The sequence below is a fragment of the Polynucleobacter sp. Adler-ghost genome, assembly GCF_018688495.1.
Taxonomy (GTDB): domain Bacteria; phylum Pseudomonadota; class Gammaproteobacteria; order Burkholderiales; family Burkholderiaceae; genus Polynucleobacter.
In genome coordinates this window covers 174904-195775 of sequence record NZ_CP061320.1, presented here as the reverse complement: position 1 = coordinate 195775, position 20872 = coordinate 174904, and the positions used below count along the sequence as shown (strand labels likewise).

At 46.3% G+C, this 20872-nt stretch carries 18 protein-coding genes and 2 pseudogenes; 9 read left to right on the top strand and 11 right to left on the bottom strand.

Going from position 1 to position 20872, the window contains the following annotated elements:
• The first annotated feature begins 34 nt into the window (after positions 1-34).
• The 4 genes and pseudogenes from accC (at position 35) to ICV89_RS01060 (ending at position 3998) form a co-directional block, all read left to right on the top strand.
• A complete protein-coding gene (gene accC, locus ICV89_RS01070) occupies positions 35-1399 on the top strand; it encodes an acetyl-CoA carboxylase biotin carboxylase subunit (RefSeq protein WP_215308923.1) in 1365 nt (454 codons plus the stop codon).
• A 34-nt stretch (positions 1400-1433) separates the two neighbouring features.
• Positions 1434-2354 (top strand): annotated as a pseudogene (gene prmA, locus ICV89_RS10905) (50S ribosomal protein L11 methyltransferase); the annotation flags it as partial.
• Between the two features lie 225 nt (positions 2355-2579).
• Positions 2580-2981 carry a DUF3426 domain-containing protein gene (locus ICV89_RS10900; RefSeq protein ID WP_251370929.1) on the top strand — a complete coding sequence of 134 codons (402 nt, stop codon included), beginning with the start codon at positions 2580-2582 and terminating at the stop codon, positions 2979-2981.
• A gap of 57 nt (positions 2982-3038) precedes the next feature.
• Complete coding sequence (locus tag ICV89_RS01060; RefSeq protein WP_215308919.1) at positions 3039-3998, top strand: carbohydrate kinase family protein; 960 nt, start codon at positions 3039-3041, stop codon at positions 3996-3998.
• 203 nt (positions 3999-4201) lie between these two features.
• On the opposite strand, the gene ICV89_RS01055 is transcribed toward ICV89_RS01060, so the two are convergent.
• The 5 genes from ICV89_RS01055 to ICV89_RS01035 form a co-directional block, all read right to left on the bottom strand.
• Positions 4202-4489 (bottom strand): hypothetical protein, encoded by a 288-nt coding sequence (locus tag ICV89_RS01055; protein WP_370624461.1) that lies wholly within the window; start codon positions 4487-4489, stop codon positions 4202-4204.
• A gap of 334 nt (positions 4490-4823) precedes the next feature.
• Complete coding sequence (locus ICV89_RS01050; RefSeq protein WP_215308917.1) at positions 4824-6011, bottom strand: ribonucleotide-diphosphate reductase subunit beta; 1188 nt, start codon at positions 6009-6011, stop codon at positions 4824-4826.
• Positions 6012-6056: 45 nt separating this feature from the next.
• Positions 6057-9023: a ribonucleoside-diphosphate reductase subunit alpha gene (locus ICV89_RS01045; RefSeq protein WP_215308906.1), complete on the bottom strand. Its 2967-nt coding sequence runs from the start codon at positions 9021-9023 to the stop codon at positions 6057-6059.
• 273 nt (positions 9024-9296) lie between these two features.
• On the bottom strand, positions 9297-10112 hold the full coding sequence (ampD, locus tag ICV89_RS01040) for a 1,6-anhydro-N-acetylmuramyl-L-alanine amidase AmpD (RefSeq protein WP_256441775.1): 816 nt from the start codon (positions 10110-10112) through the stop codon (positions 9297-9299).
• Between the two features lie 4 nt (positions 10113-10116).
• Complete coding sequence (locus ICV89_RS01035) at positions 10117-10965, bottom strand: inner membrane protein YpjD (protein ID WP_215308904.1); 849 nt, start codon at positions 10963-10965, stop codon at positions 10117-10119.
• Between the two features lie 20 nt (positions 10966-10985).
• Between ICV89_RS01035 and ffh the strand changes: the two genes are divergently transcribed.
• Entirely contained in the window at positions 10986-12368 is a 1383-nt protein-coding gene (gene ffh / locus ICV89_RS01030; RefSeq protein WP_215308893.1) for a signal recognition particle protein, read from the top strand.
• A 19-nt stretch (positions 12369-12387) separates the two neighbouring features.
• On the opposite strand, the gene ICV89_RS01025 is transcribed toward ffh, so the two are convergent.
• Entirely contained in the window at positions 12388-14130 is a 1743-nt protein-coding gene (locus ICV89_RS01025) for a proline--tRNA ligase (protein ID WP_215308891.1), read from the bottom strand.
• 50 nt (positions 14131-14180) lie between these two features.
• Here ICV89_RS01025 and ICV89_RS01020 point away from each other — a divergent pair, with 50 nt between their 5' ends.
• Together ICV89_RS01020 and ICV89_RS01015 are read left to right on the top strand one after the other, a co-directional pair.
• Complete coding sequence (locus ICV89_RS01020; RefSeq protein ID WP_215308889.1) at positions 14181-14777, top strand: RNA pyrophosphohydrolase; 597 nt, start codon at positions 14181-14183, stop codon at positions 14775-14777.
• Entirely contained in the window at positions 14774-15343 is a 570-nt protein-coding gene (locus ICV89_RS01015) for a CNP1-like family protein (RefSeq protein ID WP_251370867.1), read from the top strand. Before ICV89_RS01020 ends, ICV89_RS01015 begins: the two co-directional genes overlap by 4 nt.
• Before the next feature lie 23 nt (positions 15344-15366).
• On the opposite strand, the pseudogene proB reads toward ICV89_RS01015, so the two are convergent.
• From proB to rplU, 4 genes and pseudogenes are all read right to left on the bottom strand, one after another.
• Positions 15367-16152, bottom strand: a pseudogene (gene proB, locus ICV89_RS01010) (glutamate 5-kinase); the annotation flags it as partial.
• Between the two features lie 29 nt (positions 16153-16181).
• Positions 16182-17276 (bottom strand): GTPase ObgE, encoded by a 1095-nt coding sequence (gene obgE / locus ICV89_RS01005; RefSeq protein WP_215308885.1) that lies wholly within the window; start codon positions 17274-17276, stop codon positions 16182-16184.
• Between the two features lie 87 nt (positions 17277-17363).
• Positions 17364-17624: a 50S ribosomal protein L27 gene (gene rpmA / locus ICV89_RS01000; protein ID WP_015420374.1), complete on the bottom strand. Its 261-nt coding sequence runs from the start codon at positions 17622-17624 to the stop codon at positions 17364-17366.
• A 34-nt stretch (positions 17625-17658) separates the two neighbouring features.
• Complete coding sequence (gene rplU / locus ICV89_RS00995) at positions 17659-17970, bottom strand: 50S ribosomal protein L21 (protein ID WP_041484800.1); 312 nt, start codon at positions 17968-17970, stop codon at positions 17659-17661.
• A 75-nt stretch (positions 17971-18045) separates the two neighbouring features.
• Here rplU and ICV89_RS00990 point away from each other — a divergent pair, with 75 nt between their 5' ends.
• Positions 18046-19050 carry a polyprenyl synthetase family protein gene (locus tag ICV89_RS00990; protein ID WP_215308883.1) on the top strand — a complete coding sequence of 335 codons (1005 nt, stop codon included), beginning with the start codon at positions 18046-18048 and terminating at the stop codon, positions 19048-19050.
• Here ICV89_RS00990 and ICV89_RS00985 read toward each other — a convergent pair.
• Positions 19047-19982 (bottom strand): reductase, encoded by a 936-nt coding sequence (locus tag ICV89_RS00985; protein ID WP_215308882.1) that lies wholly within the window; start codon positions 19980-19982, stop codon positions 19047-19049. The genes ICV89_RS00990 and ICV89_RS00985 overlap by 4 nt on opposite strands.
• 55 nt (positions 19983-20037) lie before the next feature.
• On the opposite strand from ICV89_RS00985, the gene ICV89_RS00980 reads away from it, so the two are divergent.
• The gene (locus ICV89_RS00980; protein ID WP_215308880.1) at positions 20038-20805 is read left to right on the top strand and encodes a fumarylacetoacetate hydrolase family protein; all 768 of its coding nucleotides are present in this window, start codon (positions 20038-20040) and stop codon (positions 20803-20805) included.
• Positions 20806-20872: the final 67 nt, after the last annotated feature.

Below are 20872 nucleotides of genomic sequence, written 5' to 3'. Positions count from 1 at the left end.
ATTCCAATCCACCGTTACTTAACTCAGAGCCGACATGTTCGATAAGATTCTGATTGCCAATCGCGGAGAAATTGCTCTCCGTATCCAACGCGCATGTCGCGAGTTGGGAATTAAAACTGTGGTGGTCTACTCGACCGCAGATAAAGAAGCTAAATATGTAAAGCTTGCAGACGAAGCGGTCTGTATTGGGCCCGCCCCATCACCACTCAGCTATCTCAATATGCCGGCCATCATTTCAGCAGCGGAAGTGACAGATGCTGAAGCAATTCATCCTGGCTATGGATTCCTCTCTGAGAATGCCGACTTTGCAGAACGTGTTGAGAAGTCCGGTTTTGCATTCATTGGCCCCACCGCAACCTCAATTCGTCTCATGGGCGATAAGGTCTCAGCGAAGCGCGCCATGATTAAAGCCGGCGTTCCTTGCGTTCCGGGCTCTGAGGGTGCGCTGTCAAGCGACCCAAAAGAAATTATTTCAACCGCAAAACGCGTTGGCTATCCGGTCATTATTAAAGCTGCTGGCGGTGGCGGTGGTCGTGGAATGCGTGTCGTGCATACTGAGGCTGCTCTTCTCAATGCGGTCAATATGACTAAAGAAGAAGCTGGTCGTGCTTTTAGTAATCCAGAAGTCTATATGGAGAAGTTTTTAGAAAAGCCTCGCCATGTAGAGATCCAGATTTTGGCTGATACCCATGGCAATGCCATTTGGTTAGGTGAGCGTGATTGCTCCATGCAACGTCGCCACCAAAAAGTGATCGAAGAAGCTCCGGCACCCGGTATTGATCGCCGCGCTATCGCCAAAATTGGTGAGCGCTGCGCTGAAGCCTGTAGGAAAATTGCTTACCGTGGTGCTGGTACTTTTGAGTTCTTGTATGAAGATGGTGAATTCTTCTTCATTGAGATGAATACCCGCGTTCAAGTTGAACACCCAGTCACCGAAATGATTACAGGCGTTGATATTGTTCAAGAACAAATTCGTATTGCTGCCGGCTTAAAACTCAGCTATCGCCAGAAAGACATTGTTTTCCGTGGCCATGCCATCGAATGCCGTCTGAATGCAGAGGACCCATTCAAATTCACACCAAGCCCAGGAAAAATTGGTTCATTCCATATGCCAGGCGGCCCCGGCATTCGCGTCGATTCACATGCCTATAGTGGTTATGTAGTGCCGTCCAATTACGACTCCATGATTGGCAAGTTAATTGCTTATGGCAATACTCGCGAGCAAGCGATACGCCGTATGCAGATTGCGCTTTCCGAGATGGTGATCGATGGCATCACAACCAATGTGCCACTGCATCGTGAACTCATGCTTGATCCGAACTTCATCGAAGGCGGAACCAGCATTCACTATTTGGAGCATCGCCTCGAAGAGCAAGCCGCTAGTCGCGGTAAGCCCTAAGTTGCAGGTCAGTTAATGTCCATTTGGGGTGAGCATGTCCTATCGTGAACTTATTTTCACGGTCCCGGCTGAGATTGCAGAACCTTTAGGTGATGCTTTACTGGAAGTGGGCGCACTCTCCGTTACTGTTGAAGATGATGCTGCTGGCGGTTACGATGAAAATCCACTCTATGGTGAGCCAGGTCTATCGCCGGAAGTACAGGCTTGGGATCGATCTGCTGTCACTGCACTTTTCAATCCAGAAATTGATAATTCTGATGCAGCGAACTTTATCCCCGAACTTCTCGCATCCCTTCAGGAAGCGGGATTCAATCTTCCAACTCCGCAAGAAAAGATTGTTGAAGAGCAAGATTGGGTTCGCTTAACCCAGAGTCAATTTGCTCCGATTCAGATAGGTGAGCGTATTTGGGTAGTGCCTTCTTGGCATGAAGCGCCTACCGACCTCAACGCAATTTGTTTGGCGGTAGATCCAGGTTTGGCATTTGGCACAGGCAGTCACCCGACTACACATCTTTGCTTGCTTTGGCTTGAACAAAATACCCAGCTTGCCAAGCAAAGCTTGCTCGATTATGGTTGTGGATCCGGAATCTTAGCTATTGCGGCCGCGAAACTGGGATGCAAGCCAGTAGTTGGCACTGATATTGATCCACAAGCAATGGTTGCAGCACGTAGCAATGCAGAAATCAACAAGGTAGTCATTCGCTTTGTCCTGCCTAATGAAAATGCACCAGAACTTGCGGCAGAAACCAAGTACGACATCGTGATGGCCAATATTTTGGCTAATCCCTTGCAAGTTTTAGCGCCAGCGCTGGTAAACAAGATGCGCCCAGGTGGAAAAATTGTTCTCTCAGGCGTGCTTGCGCGTCAAGCAGAGGAAGTAATTACAACCTATAGCCAATGGCTAAGCCTTTCTGTTTGGAAGGAAAGCGAAGGCTGGGTCTGTCTGCACGGCACACTTCTTGCAAAAGATGCTAAAGCAAGTTCAGCAGACAAAAATAGAGATACTTTTGCTCCGGCTCAAAAAAAAAGTCTTAAATTCATTTTTCTCAGTCTTTTTTTCATTCTGCTCATTATTTTTGGCGAGCACCTTTCCAGAAATTTCCTACTATCAGCATTAGCAACGCGTGTTGATGGCAGCTCCTCTGCGATTGCAAGAACTAGTTTTTCTCTTTTACAGAAGTTGGATCAACAAGTATGTCATGCACTAGGGTGCGTAAATCGCCCTGTAAGCGATTTTGCTGCTTGGAAAATAACTTCGGTTACCCTTTCGACCGAAAACGTGCGAGAGGGCCTTAAAAACGTTTCAAATCAATCTGTTTTACAAGTTGGCGTACAAAATCGTCTTGCCATCCCTGTTTTATTCCCAAATTTAGAAATTTCCCTCACCGATGCAGAGGAATCTGAAATCAAAAAGATTCAACTCACTCCGCAAGAATGGTTACCGACTACTTGGCAAGAGTCACATTCAGATTTTTTACGTCAAGGCGCCCCTGCCGGTGAAATCTTTTCGTCTGCATTGCTGATTTCACTTCCGCAAAATGCTGCTGGATATCGTGTCAGAATTTTTTACCCTGAAAAATAGACTGCAAACCCTATTTCATACTCATTTCAATTGATTTTTATTAGAAAGTAATTATTTATGGCTAGCTTGATCTGCGGTTCCATCGCTTACGACACCATCATGAACTTTGAAGGCAAATTTGCCGATCAAATTCTGCCAGAGCAGATTCATATTTTGAATGTTGCCTTCCTAGTTCCTACCATGCGTCGTGAATTCGGTGGTTGCGCAGGCAATATCGCCTATAACCTCAAACTTCTCGGGGGCGATCCGATCATCATGGCAACCGTCGGGGGTGATGCAGCTCCTTATTTGGATCGCCTGAAGCAGCTCCAGATTGATACAACGCATATTGGTCAGATTGAGCAAGCATTCACTGCTCAAGCGATGATTACTACCGATCAAACTAATAATCAAATCACTGCCTTTCATCCAGGCGCCATGAATGAGTCTCACTTAAATCAAGTTTCGGCCGTTATTACGGAGCGCAGCAAGAACATGAAGGGTGCTGCCAAATTCGGAATCGTTGCCCCAGATGGTCGCCAAGGCATGTGGGAACACTGTCATCAGTTAGCAGCAGCAGGTGTTCCATTTATATTTGATCCAGGGCAAGGTTTGCCGATGTTCAATGGCCCAGAACTCCTTGAGCTTGTAGATATTGCAAGCTATCTGGCCGTAAATGACTATGAAGGTGAAATGCTATCGCAAAGAACTGGCTTGAACCTGGCAAAAGTAGCTGAGAGGGTCAAAGCTCTCATCGTTACCAAGGGTGCTGAAGGTGCAGACATTTACTTTGAAGGTCAATGTATCTCAATTCCGCCGGTACCAGCAGCGAAAGTAGTTGATCCAACTGGTTGCGGTGATGCATTCCGGGGCGGCTTGCTATTTGGATTAGAAAACGGCATGGATTGGGAAACCACTGGGCGATTGGCTAGCTTAATGGGTTCGATCAAAATCACCCATCAGGGACCACAAAATCACCAAATAAGCAAAGATGAAATCGCCGCTCAATTCAAATCCGCATTTGGATTTGCCCTCTAAAGCTAATAATTACCTAGAGTAGTAATAAAAAAGGGATCTCGTGAGAGATCCCTTTGAACTTCACACGCCTACAAACAGAGCTTATGGACGTGTGCCAGTTGGGAAGGGCCAAGCAGCGGCAGGATTCAACGTTGTTGAAGTAGCAGCTTTTTTAGCCACGGGCTTTTTTACAGCTTTGCCCGCTTTCTTCGCAGCAGGCTTACTTACTTTTTTTTTGCAGCTACGCGCTTCTTAGCAGCAGGACGCTTTTTAGCGGCAGGCTTCTTAGCAGCAGCTTTTTTAGCAGCAGGACGCTTTTTAGCGGCAGGCTTCTTCTTAGCAGCAGGCTTCTTAGCAGCAGCTTTTTTAGCAGCAGGGCGCTTTTTAGCGGCAGGCTTCTTCTTAGCAGCAGGCTTCTTAGCAGCAGCTTTTTTAGCAGCAGGCTTCTTAGCAGCTACTTTTTTCTTTGCAGCTGGTTTCTTTGCAGCAACTTTTTTCTTGGCGATTGCCATAGTAATGCTCCTTCACGTGAGGATTAGTACAAACTACCGATTAAGAAGACCCGACCATTCATTTCCGCCTGGTTTTGCAACCGATTGGAGCCGACGAGCGAGCCATTCATCGGCGCGCGGCTTGATACTAAGTGCTGCACGCTAATGAATCTTGGAAAAAAAGCCGCGACCCCAAAGGGCAACGGCTTCTTGAATTTGCTGGAAAAAATAGAGAGAGTAGACCAGACACCCTTGGACAAGGGTTTTCGGATTTGAGTCTGGTTTTGCTGACTTTTAAAACTATCCAACCGTCTAATCTCCTATTTAGCCGGCTATGCGCTTTTTAATTAACTACTTATTCCCAACTTAGCGCACCGCCAGTTTGATACTCAATAACGCGTGTCTCAAAAAAGTTTCTCTCTTTTTTCAGATCAATCATTTCTGACATCCATGGGAATGGATTCTCTTCATTTGGGAACATCGCGTCAAGTCCTATTTGCAAACATCTGCGATTACAGATGTATCTTAGGTAACCTTTGAACATCGGCGCGTTCAATCCAAGCACTCCGCGAGGCATCGTATCCTCTGCATAACGGTACTCTAATTCCACTGCTTTTTCGAAGATAGATTTGATCTCGTCTTTGAACGCAGAAGTCCATAACTGCGGGTTCTCCAGCTTGATTTGATTAATTAAATCAATACCAAAATTACAGTGCATAGACTCGTCACGAAGGATGTATTGATACTGCTCAGCAGCACCCGTCATTTTGTTTTGACGACCCATTGCAAGTATTTGCGTAAAACCAACATAAAAGAATAATCCTTCCATTACGCAGGCAAAAACGATCAATGATTTGAGCAACATTTGATCAGTTTCTAATGTCCCGGTTTTGAAATTAGGGTCAGTCAATACATCAATAAACGGAATTAAGAACTGATCTTTGGCACGAATTGACTCGATTTCGTTATACGCATTAAAGATTTCGCTCTGGTCTAAACCCAAAGATTCCACAATATATTGATAGGCGTGAGTATGAATTGCTTCCTCAAAAGCCTGACGTAATAGATATTGACGGCATTCTGGGGCAGTAATGTGGCGATAAGTACCCAGAACAATATTGTTTGCCGCTAAAGAGTCCGCGGTTGTGAAGAAACCAAGATTACGCTTAATGATGCGACGCTCATCCTCAGTTAAGCCATTAGGATCCTTCCAAAGCGCGATATCGCGGTTCATATTGATCTCTTGTGGCATCCAATGGTTTGCGCAACCAGCCAGATATTTCTCCCAAGCCCACTTATATTTAAATGGAACCAGTTGATTCACGTCAGTCTTGGCATTAATCACGCGCTTATCAGCAGCATTGACACGCAAAGCAGCACCACCAGTCAATGCAGCGGCTTGCACAGGTGCAGACTCCACATTCTGAGGGGCGGCAATGGCAACCTGGTCTGCTTGTGGACGTTGTGGCTCTGCAAACACAGGTTGTGGCACCAAGCCAACCTTGGCTATCGCAGGAGCTACTTCTTCTTCCCAATTCAACATAACTTTCTCCAAATTCTTATTTTTCTAAATCAGTTAGCAAATAGCTTACTGACATGCTTCACATTCCTCAAATCCAGCATCGCCTGGGCGCATTGTGCAAGCAGGGCCATCTAACTCTTGGGCTGCTGATGCATCAGTACCATTCACACCACCGCCACTAGATACCGCATTTAACTGGCCACTTGCAACCGTAGACTTCTCCACGTGCGTTGCGGCCATTGTGCGGAGGTAATAGGTGGTCTTCAAACCGCGCAGCCATGCCAATTTATACGTGTCATCCAATTTCTTGCCAGATGCCCCACCCATGTAAATATTGAGTGACTGCGCCTGGTCAATCCACTTCTGACGACGTGAAGCGGCTTCAACCAACCAACTTGGCTCCACTTCAAATGCGGTGGCATATAAGTCACGCAAATCTTGTGGCACACGATCAATCTTGGACAAGGTACCGTCAAAATACTTCAAATCCGCAATCATCACTTCATCCCAGAGACCACGATCTTTCAGATCACGGACCAAATACTCGTTTACTACTGTGAACTCACCTGAGAGGTTGGATTTCACAAACAAGTTCTGGAATGTCGGCTCAATACAAGCTGATACGCCAATGATATTGGAAATGGTTGCAGTCGGTGCAATCGCAACACAGTTTGAGTTACGCATACCATGCTGCTTAATGCGGGCACGCAAGCCATCCCAATTCATAGTGGAAGAGCTATCTACTTCAAGGTACCCACCACGCTCTGCCGCCAACAATGCCACCGAGTCTTGTGGAAGAATGCCACGATCCCATAATGAACCTTTATAGGTGCTGTAAACGCCACGCTCTTCGGCTAACTCGTTAGATGCTTGATAGGCGTAGTAGCAAACTGCTTCCATTGAAGAATCGGCAAACTTCACTGCCTCATCACTAGCATAAGGAATGCGTTGCATGTGCAGGCAATCCTGGAAGCCCATGATGCCCATACCGACTGGACGATGCTTCAAGTTGGAGTTACGCGCTTTAGCAACAGCGTAATAGTTGATGTCAATCACGTTATCCAACATCCGCATTGCAGTACGGATTGTTTTTTGGAGTTTCTCATGATCCAAAATCATCTTGCCAGATGCATCGGTTGTCATGTGGGCTGTCAAGTTCACAGAACCTAGGTTACAAACTGCAATCTCGCTCTCATTTGTGTTCAAAGTGATCTCAGTACACAAGTTAGAAGAGTGAACTACGCCGATATGCTGTTGCGGGCTACGAATGTTGCAAGGATCTTTAAATGTGATCCATGGGTGGCCAGTTTCAAACAACATGCCTAACATCTTGCGCCACAATTGCTGCGCAGGAATGCGACGGAATGGCTTCAATTCACCAGCGTCTGCTTTTTTCTCGTAAGCAACATAAGCCTCTTCAAAGGCCTTGCCGAATTTGTCATGCAAGTCAGGTGTATTTGAAGGTGAGAATAGTGTCCACTCTCCACCTTCCATCACGCGCTTCATGAACAAGTCAGGAATCCAATTTGAAGTATTCATATCATGCGTACGGCGACGATCATCGCCGGTGTTCTTACGTAACTCAAGGAACTCTTCAATATCTAAGTGCCACGTCTCTAAATAGGCACAAACTGCGCCCTTCCGCTTACCGCCTTGGTTTACTGCCACCGCTGTATCGTTTACCACTTTTAAGAATGGCACAACACCTTGTGACTTACCGTTAGTGCCCTTGATATGACTTCCTAAGGCGCGTACGTTTGTCCAGTCATTACCTAAACCGCCAGCAAACTTCGACAAGAGTGCATTCTCTTTCAAAGCCTCATAGATCCCGTCAAGATCATCATCTACAGTTGTTAGGTAGCAGCTGGATAACTGCGGGCGTGTCGTCGCTGAGTTAAATAGGGTTGGTGTGCTGGACATGAAATCAAATGTAGAAAGGATTTCATAGAACTCGATTGCACGACGCTCACGATCTAACTCATTCAAAGACAAGCCCATGGCAACGCGCATGAAGAATGCCTGCGGCATTTCAATACGGCGGTCTTCAATGTGCAAGAAATAACGGTCATACAAGGTTTGCAAACCGAGGTAGTTGAACTGTAAGTCACGGCTTGCATTCAAAGCGGCAGCCAATCTTGGTAAATCAAACTCACGCATACGTGGGTCTAAGAGCTCAGCAGAGATGCCTTCATTGATGTACTTGGCAAAGTAGCTACCATACTCAGCTTGCATATCGCCTTGCAACACTTCGCGCCCAAGGATCTCCTTACGAATCACGTGCATCAAAATGCGTGCAGTCACTTGACTGTATGCAGGATCTTTTTCAATCAATGTGCGTGATGCCAAAATTGCGGAGTCATACACTTGAGCCATCGGTACGCCATCGTACAAATTCTTGATGGTTTCAGTAATGATTGGGCTTGCGTCAATGTGGTTGCCAAGGCCTTCACAGGCAGCCTCGATAATGGTGCGCAAGGCCGCCATATCTAATAACTTCTCAACACCATTATCAGTTACCTTCAAACCAGGCTCACTAGTCTGAGTTGATGCTTGAGTTTCTTGTGCAGTAGTTTGTTGTGCAGCGCGCTCTTGATTGCGCTTTTCACGATAAAGAACATATGCGCGTGCAACGTTATGCTCACCACTGCGCATCAACGCCAATTCCACTTGATCTTGAATATCCTCAATGTGGAAAGTGCCACCATTTGGACGGCTGCGCAATAAGGCACGAACTACTGCATGGGTTAGTTGCTCAACCTGCTCACGTACACGCGCAGAAGCCGCGCCCTGACCACCGTTAACCGCTAAAAAAGCTTTTGTAACTGCAATGGCGATTTTGGATGGCTCGAATGCCACCACTGAGCCATTTCGGCGAATAATCTTGTAATCTGATAATTGAGTAGCTTGGCCACCACCTATTCCGCCAGCTACAAAGCCGGCTGATGGGGCTTGATTCATCGATTCGGAGGAGCTTATCCCTGGATTATTTGTGCCGGTAGTTTGTCCCACTGCTTGGGGGTTGGCGTATGTCATATTGTTCCTGCTTATATATAGTTATTTGGACAAAAATCGTTAAAAAACAATAGGGTATTGCTGTATTCAAACACTACATCTAGTGTTTCGAAGTGCATTTGACACTAAGTATAGGGAAATATTCAGAAATTAGTAAGTCATTTCTGACGAATATTTATAAGTATTTTTCCCTATATTTTCAATAAATTAGGGTTCATTTTGGTGCAGTTTTTGCAGCCCTTTTTAGCTAAAGGGCAAGAAAGTGAGCGTGTGCTCACATACTAACTTAGAGCCCTAACGCGGGCCTAAACCAAAGGGGAATTTTTCGACAGGAGTGTTGCTTTTACCCTGAAACTTTTTCCAATCAAATTGCACTCCTGGATCGACTTTTCTGCCCGGGGCAATATCACTATGTCCAGCAATTTGAAGATTAGGGTAAACAGAGTGTATTTGGGCGCTTAATTTAGCCAAAGCGGAATACTGAATATCCTCAAAGGGATGGTCGCCATCCCCCTCTAGCTCAATACCAATCGAAAAATCATTGCACTTTTCTCGCCCCAAAAACGATGATGCGCCGGCATGCCAGGCTTTGCTTTGAGTGGATACAAACTGAAAGACCTCGCCACGACGAGAAATCAAAAAATGGCTAGATACTTTTTGATCAGCAATTTCTTCAAAATAGGGATGCAAAGAAGAATCCAGTTTGTTTTGAAAAAAATCCACAATAAAGCGGGTGGAGTTGTGATCGACAAATCCACTAGGGGGAAGGCTAATGTGATGAATCACTAGCAAATCCGGAACAAGACCCTCTGGTCGCATATCTTGGTTGGGTGAGATACGCCAAGTAGCTGAACCAAGCCAACCTTGGGCATCCAAGCTATCAAGATGCTCTTGAGAGCAATAGAAGCGCGACTCTTGCATGACTGCTTCAGATTTTGGAAGGTGAAGAGAGCAATGGTGGCACTGGACAATCACCTCCGGCTCAACAACTTTGCTTTGCTCTGCCTTTATCTTGGCGGCCTCATCCGTATTGAGCTTTACTTGTTTTTTGCCTTTTATCCAAAGGTACAAAACGCCTACGCCAGCAAATAATAGAAGCCACTTAATCAAAACGTCATGCTCTCTGAAGAATCACTTCCAAAACAAATCGACTGCCAACATAGGCCAGAAGCAAGGCGGTATAAGCACTCAAGACCCAACGAACAGCTACGCGCCCACGTAAACCAACACGCCAACGGGCTATTAGAAGACCAGAAAATAAGAACCAGGAAATCAAAGCAAAGATGGTCTTGTGATCAAAAACAAGTGGTTTACCAAATAATGTTTGCGAAAAGAGGAGTCCAGAAAAGACTGTCAAGCTCAGGAGTGCAACACCCACGTAGAGCAAGTTAAAGAGAAGGCTTTCCATTGCCATCAGTGGTGGCAAATCTTCCAACCAATGGGAGATGCGGCTATTAGGGGTGACGGCTAACTGACGGTGTAATGCTCGATCTTGAATACTCATCAACATGGCATGCAATGCTGCCAAACTCAATAATCCAACTGAAATAGTGGCAACAATAAAATGCCCCTTAAACCAAGGATCGGATACCGCCTTTGGCGAAATCAAGGTACCGGAAAACATCACTGGCAATACAGAGCAAAACAGAGCAAAACATAAGACAAGCCAACGTAAACTGGAAATCGGCAGGAACCATGACTGAAACCAGTAAAACGCGAGACCCACCCAAGCAATCAGAGAAAGATCCTGAGCAAAACCAAATACAAATCCTTGGGGTGTAAAAACCGAGTCGTGTAGCTCAATTCCATGCACCAGCAAAATCAATAGAATCAATGCCTGAACTAGGCCTGTAAAAGCCGGGGATTCAATCTTTCCCTTGGGCCGTGAACCCAAAAAGACCAAAAGAAGCAAATAAAGCGCCGAAGGGAGCCAATTCAAGCTTGAGTAACCTAAAATATCCATCTAGAAAGTCTAATCGATAAATGCTAGAGAATCTCACCGATCGCCTATCTCGTGTTGTTAAAACAATGCGGGGCCAAGCTCGCCTGACCGAAGAGAACACTGCAGAAATGCTCCGGGAGATCCGCCTGGCCTTGCTGGAGGCGGACGTTGCCCTTCCAGTCGTTAAATCCTTACTCGAGCAAATTAGATTTAAAGCCCTTGGCGAGGAAGTGGTTGGAAGCCTCAGTCCAGGACAAGCGCTGGTTGGCGTTGTTCAGCGCGAACTGGCTCAGGTCATGCGAGGTGACGCTACCCAAAACGGTGAGCTGAATCTAGCAACCCAACCACCAGCAGTCATCCTCATGGCTGGCTTGCAGGGCGCAGGAAAAACCACATCAGTTGGTAAATTAGCCAAATTTCTGCAAGAAAAAAAGAAAAAGAAAGTACTCACCGTCTCTTGTGACGTCTATCGTCCTGCAGCTATCGAGCAACTAGAAACTGTCAGCAAACAAGTTGGCGCTGAATTTTTCCCAAGCAATATCAATCAAAAGCCGAGTGAAATCGCTGCTGCTGCTCTAGATTGGGCGCGCCGCCATTATTTTGATGTGCTGCTAGTAGATACAGCTGGTCGTCTCGGTATTGATGAAGCGCTTATGCAAGAAATCAAAGCCTTGCATACCAATCTCAAGCCGATTGAAACCCTGTTTGTGGTTGATGCCATGCTGGGTCAAGATGCCGTCAATACAGCTAAAGCTTTCCATGAGGCACTCCCACTTACGGGTGTGATCCTCACCAAGCTAGATGGTGATTCACGAGGTGGTGCAGCACTTTCAGTGCGTCAGGTTACCGGCGTGCCACTCAAGTTCATTGGTGTTGCCGAAAAAATGGACGGTCTCGAAGCATTTGATGCTGAGAGAATGGCAAGCCGTATTTTGGGCATGGGCGATATTCTTGCCCTAGTTGAGCAAGCCCAACAGAACGTGGATGTTGCCAAAGCAGAAAAGCTGGCGAGTAAGATTTCTAAAGGTGGATTTGATCTAGGTGACTTCAGAGATCAACTTGCACAGATGCAACAGATGGGTGGCATGGCTAGCTTGATGGATAAGCTACCAAGTCATATGGCACAAGCGGCTTCCAAAACGAATATGAGCGCTGCTGACAAACAGACCAAGCGTATGCGCGGCATTATCGATAGCATGACACCTCAAGAGCGCACAAAACCTGAATTGCTAAAAGCGACTCGCAAGCGTCGTATTGCAGCTGGTGCAGGCGTTGAGGTTCAAGAAGTCAACCGCCTATTAGCGCAGTTTGAGCAAATGCAAACCATGATGAAGCAGTTTAAGGGTGGCAAGATGGCCCGCACCATGGCCTCCATGGCAGCCAAAGGAGCCGCCAAGGGCATTGGCGGACTCTTTAAGAAGTAATAGTCAAAAAATTTTTAATTTAAGAAACGAGTTTTCTGGCTGCATCAACTTCAGCAATCACTTTTGCTTTAATTTCTGCTAGTGGGATATTTGCTGATTCAGCATTAGTGCGACCCTTCAATTCCACTTGAGCATCTGCAAGGCCGCGATCACCAATCACAACTCGGAACGGAATGCCGATTAACTCCCAATCAGCAAACATCGCACCGGGCCTCTCGCCGCGATCATCGAGTACTACATCTACCCCGGCAGCAATTAATTCATCATGTAATTGATCGGCAGCAGCTTTCACAGCCTCTGATTTATCGTAACCCATTGGACAAATCACCACTTCAAATGGTGCCATCGAAATCGGCCAAATGATTCCACGCTCATCATTGCCCTGCTCAATTGCAGCGCCTAATAAGCGAGTTACACCAATGCCATAACAACCCATCACCATTGGCTGCGCTTTGCCTTGCTGATCTAAGTAGGTGCAACCCATCGCTTCAGAGTAACGCGTACCCAATTGGAATACATGGCCCACTTCAATGCCGCGGCAAATATCGACAACCCCCTTACCATCAGGGGAAGGATCTCCCGCTACAGCATTACGCAAATCCATCACCAAAGGCTCTGGTAAATCACGGCCCCAGTTCACACCGGTCAAATGATGCCCCACATCATTAGCACCGCAAACAAAATCAGACATATTAGCTACGGTACGATCTGCGACTACGGTTACATCAGCAGCAACTCCAACCGGACCCAAATATCCTGCTGGCGCATTACAGGCTTGCTTGATCTCAGCTTCACTAGCAAAACGTGATTCAGCCATACCAGGAATCTTGCTCGCCTTGATTTCATTAAGCTCATGGTCACCGCGCACTAGCACCATAAATAATTTTGCTGGACCTTCTTCTTGATCGGCAGCAAACAGTAAGGACTTCACAGTTTGCTCAAGTGGCAACTTTAAAAATTGGGCTACCTCTGCACAGTTTGTTTGATTTGGTGTCGCAACTTTAGTCAGAGCATGAGCTGCAGCAACACGCGTATCAATCAATGAGACCGACTCAGCAGCCTCAAGATTAGCGGCGTAGTCCGAATTCGGACAATACACAATGGCGTCTTCACCGGTATCGGCAATCACATGGAACTCTTGACTACCAGAACCACCAATAGCGCCGTTATCCGCCGTGACTGCACGGAACTTCAAACCCATGCGTTTGAAAATACGAGTGTATGCATCAAACATGATTTGATAGGATTTCTTCAAGCCCTCAGCATCACGATCAAAGGAATAAGCATCTTTCATACTGAACTCGCGTCCACGCATAATTCCAAAACGTGGGCGGCGCTCATCTCGGAACTTGGTCTGAATTTGATAAAAATTCACTGGGAGCTGTTTGTAACTCTTAATTTCGTTGCGCGCTAAATCTGTTACCACCTCTTCAGAGGTTGGCTGAATTAAAAAATCGCGATCATGGCGATCTTTGATGCGGAGCAATTCTGGCCCCATCTTTTCCCAGCGACCGGTCTCTTGCCATAACTCTGCAGGTTGAATCATTGGCATGAGTAACTCAATGGCACCAGCGCGATTCATTTCTTCGCGAATAATATTTTCAACCTTGCGTATGGACTTCAAACCCAAGGGCAAATAGTTATAAATGCCTGCACTGAGCTTACGAATTAAACCGGCGCGCACCATGAGTTTGTGCGATACCACCTCAGCGTCTGAAGGGGCTTCTTTTAGCGTGGCGAGAAATGATTGTGAAGCTTTCATGTATGGATATAATCAAATCATTGATTTTAAAGGATTTGAGGCGCGATCTCATGCTTGACCGTGAAGGGTATCGACCCAATGTCGGCATAGTCATCCTCAACAGCCATAACGAGGTTTTCTGGGGAAAACGCGTTGGGCAGCATTCGTGGCAGTTCCCGCAGGGTGGCATTCAACATGGAGAAAGCCCGGAGCAGGCCATGTACCGCGAATTGCATGAGGAAGTTGGCTTGCTGCCAGAACATGTCCAAATTATTGGACGAACCAGGGACTGGCTTCGTTATGACGTCCCGGAGGAGTTCTTACGCCGCCAGCAAACCTCAAAAAATCATCGTGCAAGCTATCGCGGCCAAAAGCAAATCTGGTTTTTACTGCGTTTAGTGGGCTTAGACAGCGATATTCACTTACGCGCTTCGGAGCACCCTGAATTCGATGCTTGGCGCTGGGTTCCTTTTTGGATCCAGCTCGACTCAGTCATTGATTTCAAACGCGAAGTCTATCAATTAGCCCTTTCTGAGCTTGCGCGCTACTTATCCCGTGGCATGCGTATGCAACAACTTGCCTGGGGATCCCCGCTCGATTTGTTTCAATCCCTTTACGGGGGCGAGGAAGACGAGCCTACAGAAATAAAACCTACCGATAAGCCATGATGAAACTCTCCATTTGCAATCTTCGACTTTCAATCCCTGGCTTAGCTATCAGCTTAGCTATAGCAGGATGTGCGGGAGATCCATTAGAAAGTGGTGTTGATCCATTTGCTCCGATGGTTTTTAAAGAGGGTGCAACAGCGATGCCACTAAACCCGCCTAATCAAGCAACTATTCAGCCTTTTTATGTATCACAACAAACCGTTTTTAAGTTTGCGGTCGATACCAACTCTATTTTGATTGGTAACGATGGCATCACCAGATACATCGTGACTCTGACCAGCCCTAATGGCAATAGCCAAGTTCAATATGAAGGCATTCGCTGTGACTCGTTCCAATGGCGCCTTTATGGCACATTTGAAAGCGGAGTATGGAAAGAAAATCCTTTATCTACTTGGCGCACCATCCAGAGCAATGTACCAAATCGATATCAAGCAGCATTAGCTCAGGGCGCTTTTTGTAACTTTGCGTCTCAAGAAAAAAATATCAAGACTATTATTAACGCCCTCAATCCTAATGGATTTACAGGGCAGACCAAACCCACTAATTCATATGGCGTGTTCAATTAAATCCGGAATTAAATAGTTTTTGTTGCTGAGGTAGCAGTCAAGCAAGTACCAATTTTTTCACCACGCATCAAACGAGTGAGAACCTGAGGTTCGTGCCCAGAAGCAATGACAGTATCTGCACCTGTCAGAGCAGCGACTTTCGCAGCCAATACTTTCGTCAGCATGCCACCCTTACTTAACTCGCTTGCAGCACCCCCAGCCATTTTTTCTAAAGTAGGGTCACCTGCAATAGCATCAATTAAAAGAGTCGCGGAAGCATCTTGACGAGGGTCAGCGGTATATAAGCCACCCTGATCCGTCAGGATTACTAATAAATCCGCATGAATAAGATTCGTTACCAAAGCAGCTAAGCTATCGTTATCGCCAAATTTAATTTCATCAGTAACCACAGTATCGTTTTCATTGATGATGGGAACAACACCTAGCTTGAGCAAGGTATCTAAAGTTGCCTTGGCATTGGCGTTACGCTCAGCATCTGCCAAATCAGCATTAGTTAACAAGACCTGTGCGCTACGTAAATTAAAACGTGCAAAACAACTTTCATAAACCTGAACTAATCCCATCTGACCAACGGCAGCCGCAGCTTGCAACTGATGAATTTCTGTTGGACGCTTAGTCCAACCAAGACGTTGCATACCTTCCGCAATAGCGCCAGAACTGACCATCAATACCTCATGGCCATCAGCTAATAAGGCAGCCATTTGCTCAGCCCACATGCCGATTGCAGCATGATCTAAGCCCTCACCATTGTTGGTAACTAGGCTTGAGCCAACTTTTACTACGATTCGTTTAGCTTTCTGAGTGTTCATAACAAATGCGGATCTCAAATGACTACTGTTTAATCTGGGCTTTTATCTTCTGGCTGAACTTGCTCTTGGTAACGCGGATCAGAAGCACGCTCATCTTCATCATCCCTATCCTTACGAATAGAGTCTAAATAATCCTGCAATGCATAGCACAGCTTATCGCAACCGAGGCCTGTCAAAGCAGAGATCTCAAATACCGGACCCTTCCACTTAAACCGTTTAATAAAGTCCGCAACTACCTTCTTACGATCTTCTTCAGGAATCATATCGACTTTGTTAAGCACCAACCAACGTGGCTTTTCAACCAGGGCTTCATCATACTTACGCAATTCATTCACGATAGCAACAGCATCTGCCACTGGATCAATATTGTCATCAAATGGTGCAATATCTACTAAATGCAACAGTACACCAGTACGTTGTAAGTGCCTTAAGAAACGATGCCCCAGACCGGCACCTTCAGCAGCACCTTCAATCAATCCCGGAATATCTGCAATCACAAAGCTACGCTCAGCACCTACGCGCACCACCCCTAAATTCGGGTGCAGTGTTGTAAATGGATAGTCCGCAATCTTTGGACGTGCATTGGATACAGCAGTAATCAGGGTCGATTTACCAGCATTAGGCATGCCTAACAAACCTACATCAGCCAATACCTTTAATTCCAGCTTGAGCTTACGACGCTCACCTTCTTTACCATTTGTTTTCTGCCGAGGAGCACGGTTCGTACTACTCTTAAAGTGAATATTTCCCCAGCCACCCACACCGCCTTGCGCTAAGCAAAGGCGCTCCCCGTGGGTAGTTAAGTCAGCAATTGGCTCACCAGTTTCATAATCAGAAATAATCGTACCAACTGGCATACGCAATTCAATGTCGTCGCCCGCGCGACCATAGCAATCAGCGCCACGACCAGGCTCACCATTTTTTGCGGTGTGCGTTTTAGCGTAGCGATAGTCAATTAAGGTGTTGATGTTGCGATCTGCAGTAGCCCAAACGCTTCCGCCTTTGCCACCGTCACCACCATCAGGACCACCGAATTCGATAAACTTTTCCCGGCGCATGGAGGCACTCCCGGCGCCACCTTGGCCAGCTATGACTTCAATACGAGCTTCGTCTATAAATTTCATGAATAAAAAAGGCCTCGCTTAGCGAGGCCTGTTCCTAAGAGTTAAATTCGGAATAAATCTGAATCAAACGTGTCTCAGTCAGGCGTCTTATGAACGCGGGAGAACTGAAACCTGGGCCTTCTTCAAAGCACCCTTAACGCCAAATTCCACTTGTCCGTCAACCAAGGCAAACAAAGTGTGGTCCTTACCAATACCAACGTTCATGCCCGGATGAACTCGTGTACCACGTTGACGAATGATGATACTGCCAGCATTGATTTGCTCGCCGCCAAAAACTTTAACGCCTAAACGTTTCGATTCTGAGTCGCGGCCATTTCGTGTCGAGCCGCCGCCTTTTTTCTGTGCCATATCTTTTCTCCTGCTATTGAGCCGTTAGCCTAAATTAGGCTTTAATCGTGTTAATCAGAATTTCTGTGTAATTCTGACGATGGCCTTGGTGCTTTTGGTAATGCTTGCGACGGCGCATCTTAAAGATTGTCACTTTATCGTGACGTCCCTGGGAGACGACAGTGGCCATCACAGCTGCACCATTAACCAATGGATCACCCAATTTGAGTGAAGCGCCTTCGCCTACGGCTAAGACTTGGTCAAGAGTGATTTCGCTGCCGATTTCCGCTGGTATCTGTTCTATTTTCAATTTTTCGCCTGCAGCAACTTTATACTGTTTGCCACCGGTTTTTATGACCGCGTACATGGTGTGAAACCTCAATTAATATCTACATTTAAGCTAATCCACCCTGGATGAGCTAAGCCGATTATTATATCTTGCATGACGAGCACTGTCAAAACCAACGAATTAAGCCAAATTTTGGCCCCAATTGCCTTAGATTTCAAGGCCTTAGATGAGGTTATTCGCCTGCGATTGGCCTCAAAAGTTGCCTTAATTGATCAAATCTCGACTTACATCATTCAAGCGGGTGGAAAACGGGTTAGGCCCGCTCTTTTGCTCTTAGTCAGTAAGGCTTTAGCCAATAACAAAACAAGTCCACATGCACTAGAGCTGGCAGCAGTAGTGGAATTTATCCACACAGCCACCCTACTGCATGATGATGTTGTCGATGAATCCACCCTCAGAAGAGGTCGAGAAACCGCCAATGCTGCTTTTGGCAATGCAGCAAGCGTGCTGGTAGGCGATTTTCTGTATTCGAGAGCCTTTCAGATGATGGTGGGGCCCAACGATCTCCGGGTCATGGAAATCCTCTCCGATGCCACCAATACGATAGCTGAAGGGGAGGTTTTGCAGCTACTCAATATGAACGATCCTGAGGTGGATGAAGAGAGCTATTTACGGGTGATTCGCTATAAAACCGCTAAGTTATTTGAAGCATCCACCGAGCTTGGAGCAATCTTGGCTGGCGCTGACGCCAAGCAAAGAGAGCAATCTGCTGCTTTTGGTCGCCATATTGGTACTGCCTTCCAATTAATGGATGACCTGCTGGATTACACCGCCGATGCTTCCCAAATGGGAAAAAATGCTGGTGATGATTTAAGAGAAGGTAAGCCCACCCTACCACTCATTTATCTTCTAGAAAATGGCAGCACCGAAGAACGCTTACTGGTTCGCGCGGCAATTGAACAAAATCAAGATTTGCCGGATGATGTCTTCCAACAGATTCTGAGTGCGGTTCAAAATTCTGGTGCATTGGATTACACCCAAGCTGCCGCTAAGCGAGAGGTTGATCTCGCACTTGAATGCCTTAAAGAATTTCCTCAAAATGCGGCGACAACAGCGCTACATGCCCTGAGCAGATACTCGCTATCTAGACAGACTTAAGCGCCAACGCTTTTCATTCTGATATCACGCGCTGTAATACGTGCCTTTTCAGCTTCATCACGCAAATGCTCAATTTCCTCAGTACTCAGACGCTCTAGATTGGAATAGTCTAATTTCCAAGAGGGGTCAGAATCCCAGACCAAAGGTGACTGCACCGTTGTACGTGCGCTTGGAGCGCTTTCCAGCAAACGCAGAGCCAATTCAAAATTAGAGTCTTGCGATTGCTCATGATCAGGGAGTGCTGCAGCATTACCCAGCGGAAAGTCGCTAAAGAGCAAGCGTGGCACACCGCAATATTCCACAATATCTTTCGCTGCGCCCATAATGACCGTGGGGATACCAGCTTCCTCTAAATAACGCGCTAATAAACTTTGACTTTGGTGACAAATCGGGCAATTTGGAATTAATACAGCAACATCCACGTGATCTGCGCGCATCTTGCTCAGAATCAAGGGCGCATCAATTTCCAGAGTATGGCGTTGGCTGCGATTGGTTGGCAGGCCGTAAAAATGCTGAGATAGAGATTGGATACGCCTCTTTGCAACAGCCCGTTTCGCCGCACTCATTGGAAACCAACAGTTACTGTCCTGCATATTGGCATTGAGCCTATCAACACCCACATGGGCAATACGTAGATCCACATTCTCATCAATCGAGCATACATAGGGGTCATAAAACTTAGCGGCAGCGTTATAAGGCGCACCAGGTCCTTGTGGGCCCTTACTGGCATCAAAGGGTACGGCAGTAGTCACTAAACCGAGGGTTGATTGACTAAGAGGTTTTTGCAACGGAGTAAAAGGCACATTAGTGTAATGAGCCCAAACATACGGCGTTTCATACCCCAAGCCAAGATAGTAATTACGGGTACGCTCAATATAGCGAACTGGCTGATCGAATTCAGGCGCAAATAGTAATTCAGAATGCTTAACCATCAATTCATCCCTGTAAGATATTGCTTATAAATATTAACCATCAGGAGGATTCATTATGGCTCAATGGCTCAGGTTTCAACATCAAGGCAAGACTGGCTTAGGACAAGTACAGGGTGATCAGGTCGCTGTGTACACCGGTGATCTATTTAATCATCCGCAAGCTACTGGCGAAACATTAAAGCTATCTGATGTCACTATCGATACCCCATGTATCCCATCCAAGATGGTTGCTATGGTGGACAACTTTCATGCACTAGTTACCAAGCTTGAGCATGCGGTGCCAGTAGAGCCTTTGTATTTTCTGAAAGGCAATAATTCTTTCTTGGCAGCCAATCAACTCATTCGTACTCCCAAGTCCTACTCTGGAAAAGTAGTTTATGAGGGTGAACTTGGTATTGTTATCGGCAAAGCCTGTCATGAAGCAGATGAGGCCCAAGCAGCCAATGCTATTTTTGGTTACACCTGCATTAATGATGTCACTGCAATCGAGATTTTGAATCGCGATCCCGGCTACGCGCAGTGGACTCGCTCTAAGAGCTTCAATACCTTTGGTGTCTTTGGTCCATATATCACTACTGATATAGATCCAAGCAAGTTAACAATTAAAACCATCTTGAATGACCAAGAGCGCCAGAACTACCCCGTTGCAGACATGATTTTTGCACCCGCAAAATTGGTCAGCTTGATTTCTCAAGATGTCCCACTGCAGGCTGGCGACATCATCGCCTGTGGTACCTCTATTGGTGTTGGCTCGATGAAACCCGGAAGCAATGTCAGCATCATTATTGAGGGTGTTGGACGCCTAGATAATCGCTTCGAGTAAATCATCAAGGCTGTTGATTTAAAAACTAAAGCCTCAAAACAAAAACCCTCACCGTGTTTAGCGGCGA

What these genes read in the sequence shown, in the direction of transcription:
- ICV89_RS01015 (WP_251370867.1), top strand. Translation starts at nt 14,774, where the DNA reads ATGATGAAACTCTCCATTTGCAATCTTCGACTTTCAATCCCTGGCTTA.
- ICV89_RS01050 (WP_215308917.1), bottom strand. Translation starts at nt 6,011, where the DNA reads ATGTTGAATTGGGAAGAAGAAGTAGCTCCTGCGATAGCCAAGGTTGGC.
- ICV89_RS01020 (WP_215308889.1), top strand. Translation starts at nt 14,181, where the DNA reads ATGCTTGACCGTGAAGGGTATCGACCCAATGTCGGCATAGTCATCCTC.
- ICV89_RS00990 (WP_215308883.1), top strand. Translation starts at nt 18,046, where the DNA reads ATGACGAGCACTGTCAAAACCAACGAATTAAGCCAAATTTTGGCCCCA.
- rpmA (WP_015420374.1), bottom strand. Translation starts at nt 17,624, where the DNA reads ATGGCACAGAAAAAAGGCGGCGGCTCGACACGAAATGGCCGCGACTCA.
- rplU (WP_041484800.1), bottom strand. Translation starts at nt 17,970, where the DNA reads ATGTACGCGGTCATAAAAACCGGTGGCAAACAGTATAAAGTTGCTGCA.
- ICV89_RS01025 (WP_215308891.1), bottom strand. Translation starts at nt 14,130, where the DNA reads ATGAAAGCTTCACAATCATTTCTCGCCACGCTAAAAGAAGCCCCTTCA.
- ffh (WP_215308893.1), top strand. Translation starts at nt 10,986, where the DNA reads ATGCTAGAGAATCTCACCGATCGCCTATCTCGTGTTGTTAAAACAATG.
- ICV89_RS01055 (WP_370624461.1), bottom strand. Translation starts at nt 4,489, where the DNA reads ATGGCAATCGCCAAGAAAAAAGTTGCTGCAAAGAAACCAGCTGCAAAG.
- accC (WP_215308923.1), top strand. Translation starts at nt 35, where the DNA reads ATGTTCGATAAGATTCTGATTGCCAATCGCGGAGAAATTGCTCTCCGT.
- obgE (WP_215308885.1), bottom strand. Translation starts at nt 17,276, where the DNA reads ATGAAATTTATAGACGAAGCTCGTATTGAAGTCATAGCTGGCCAAGGT.
- ICV89_RS00980 (WP_215308880.1), top strand. Translation starts at nt 20,038, where the DNA reads ATGGCTCAATGGCTCAGGTTTCAACATCAAGGCAAGACTGGCTTAGGA.
- ICV89_RS01060 (WP_215308919.1), top strand. Translation starts at nt 3,039, where the DNA reads ATGGCTAGCTTGATCTGCGGTTCCATCGCTTACGACACCATCATGAAC.
- ICV89_RS01035 (WP_215308904.1), bottom strand. Translation starts at nt 10,965, where the DNA reads ATGGATATTTTAGGTTACTCAAGCTTGAATTGGCTCCCTTCGGCGCTT.
- ICV89_RS01045 (WP_215308906.1), bottom strand. Translation starts at nt 9,023, where the DNA reads ATGACATACGCCAACCCCCAAGCAGTGGGACAAACTACCGGCACAAAT.
- ICV89_RS00985 (WP_215308882.1), bottom strand. Translation starts at nt 19,982, where the DNA reads ATGGTTAAGCATTCTGAATTACTATTTGCGCCTGAATTCGATCAGCCA.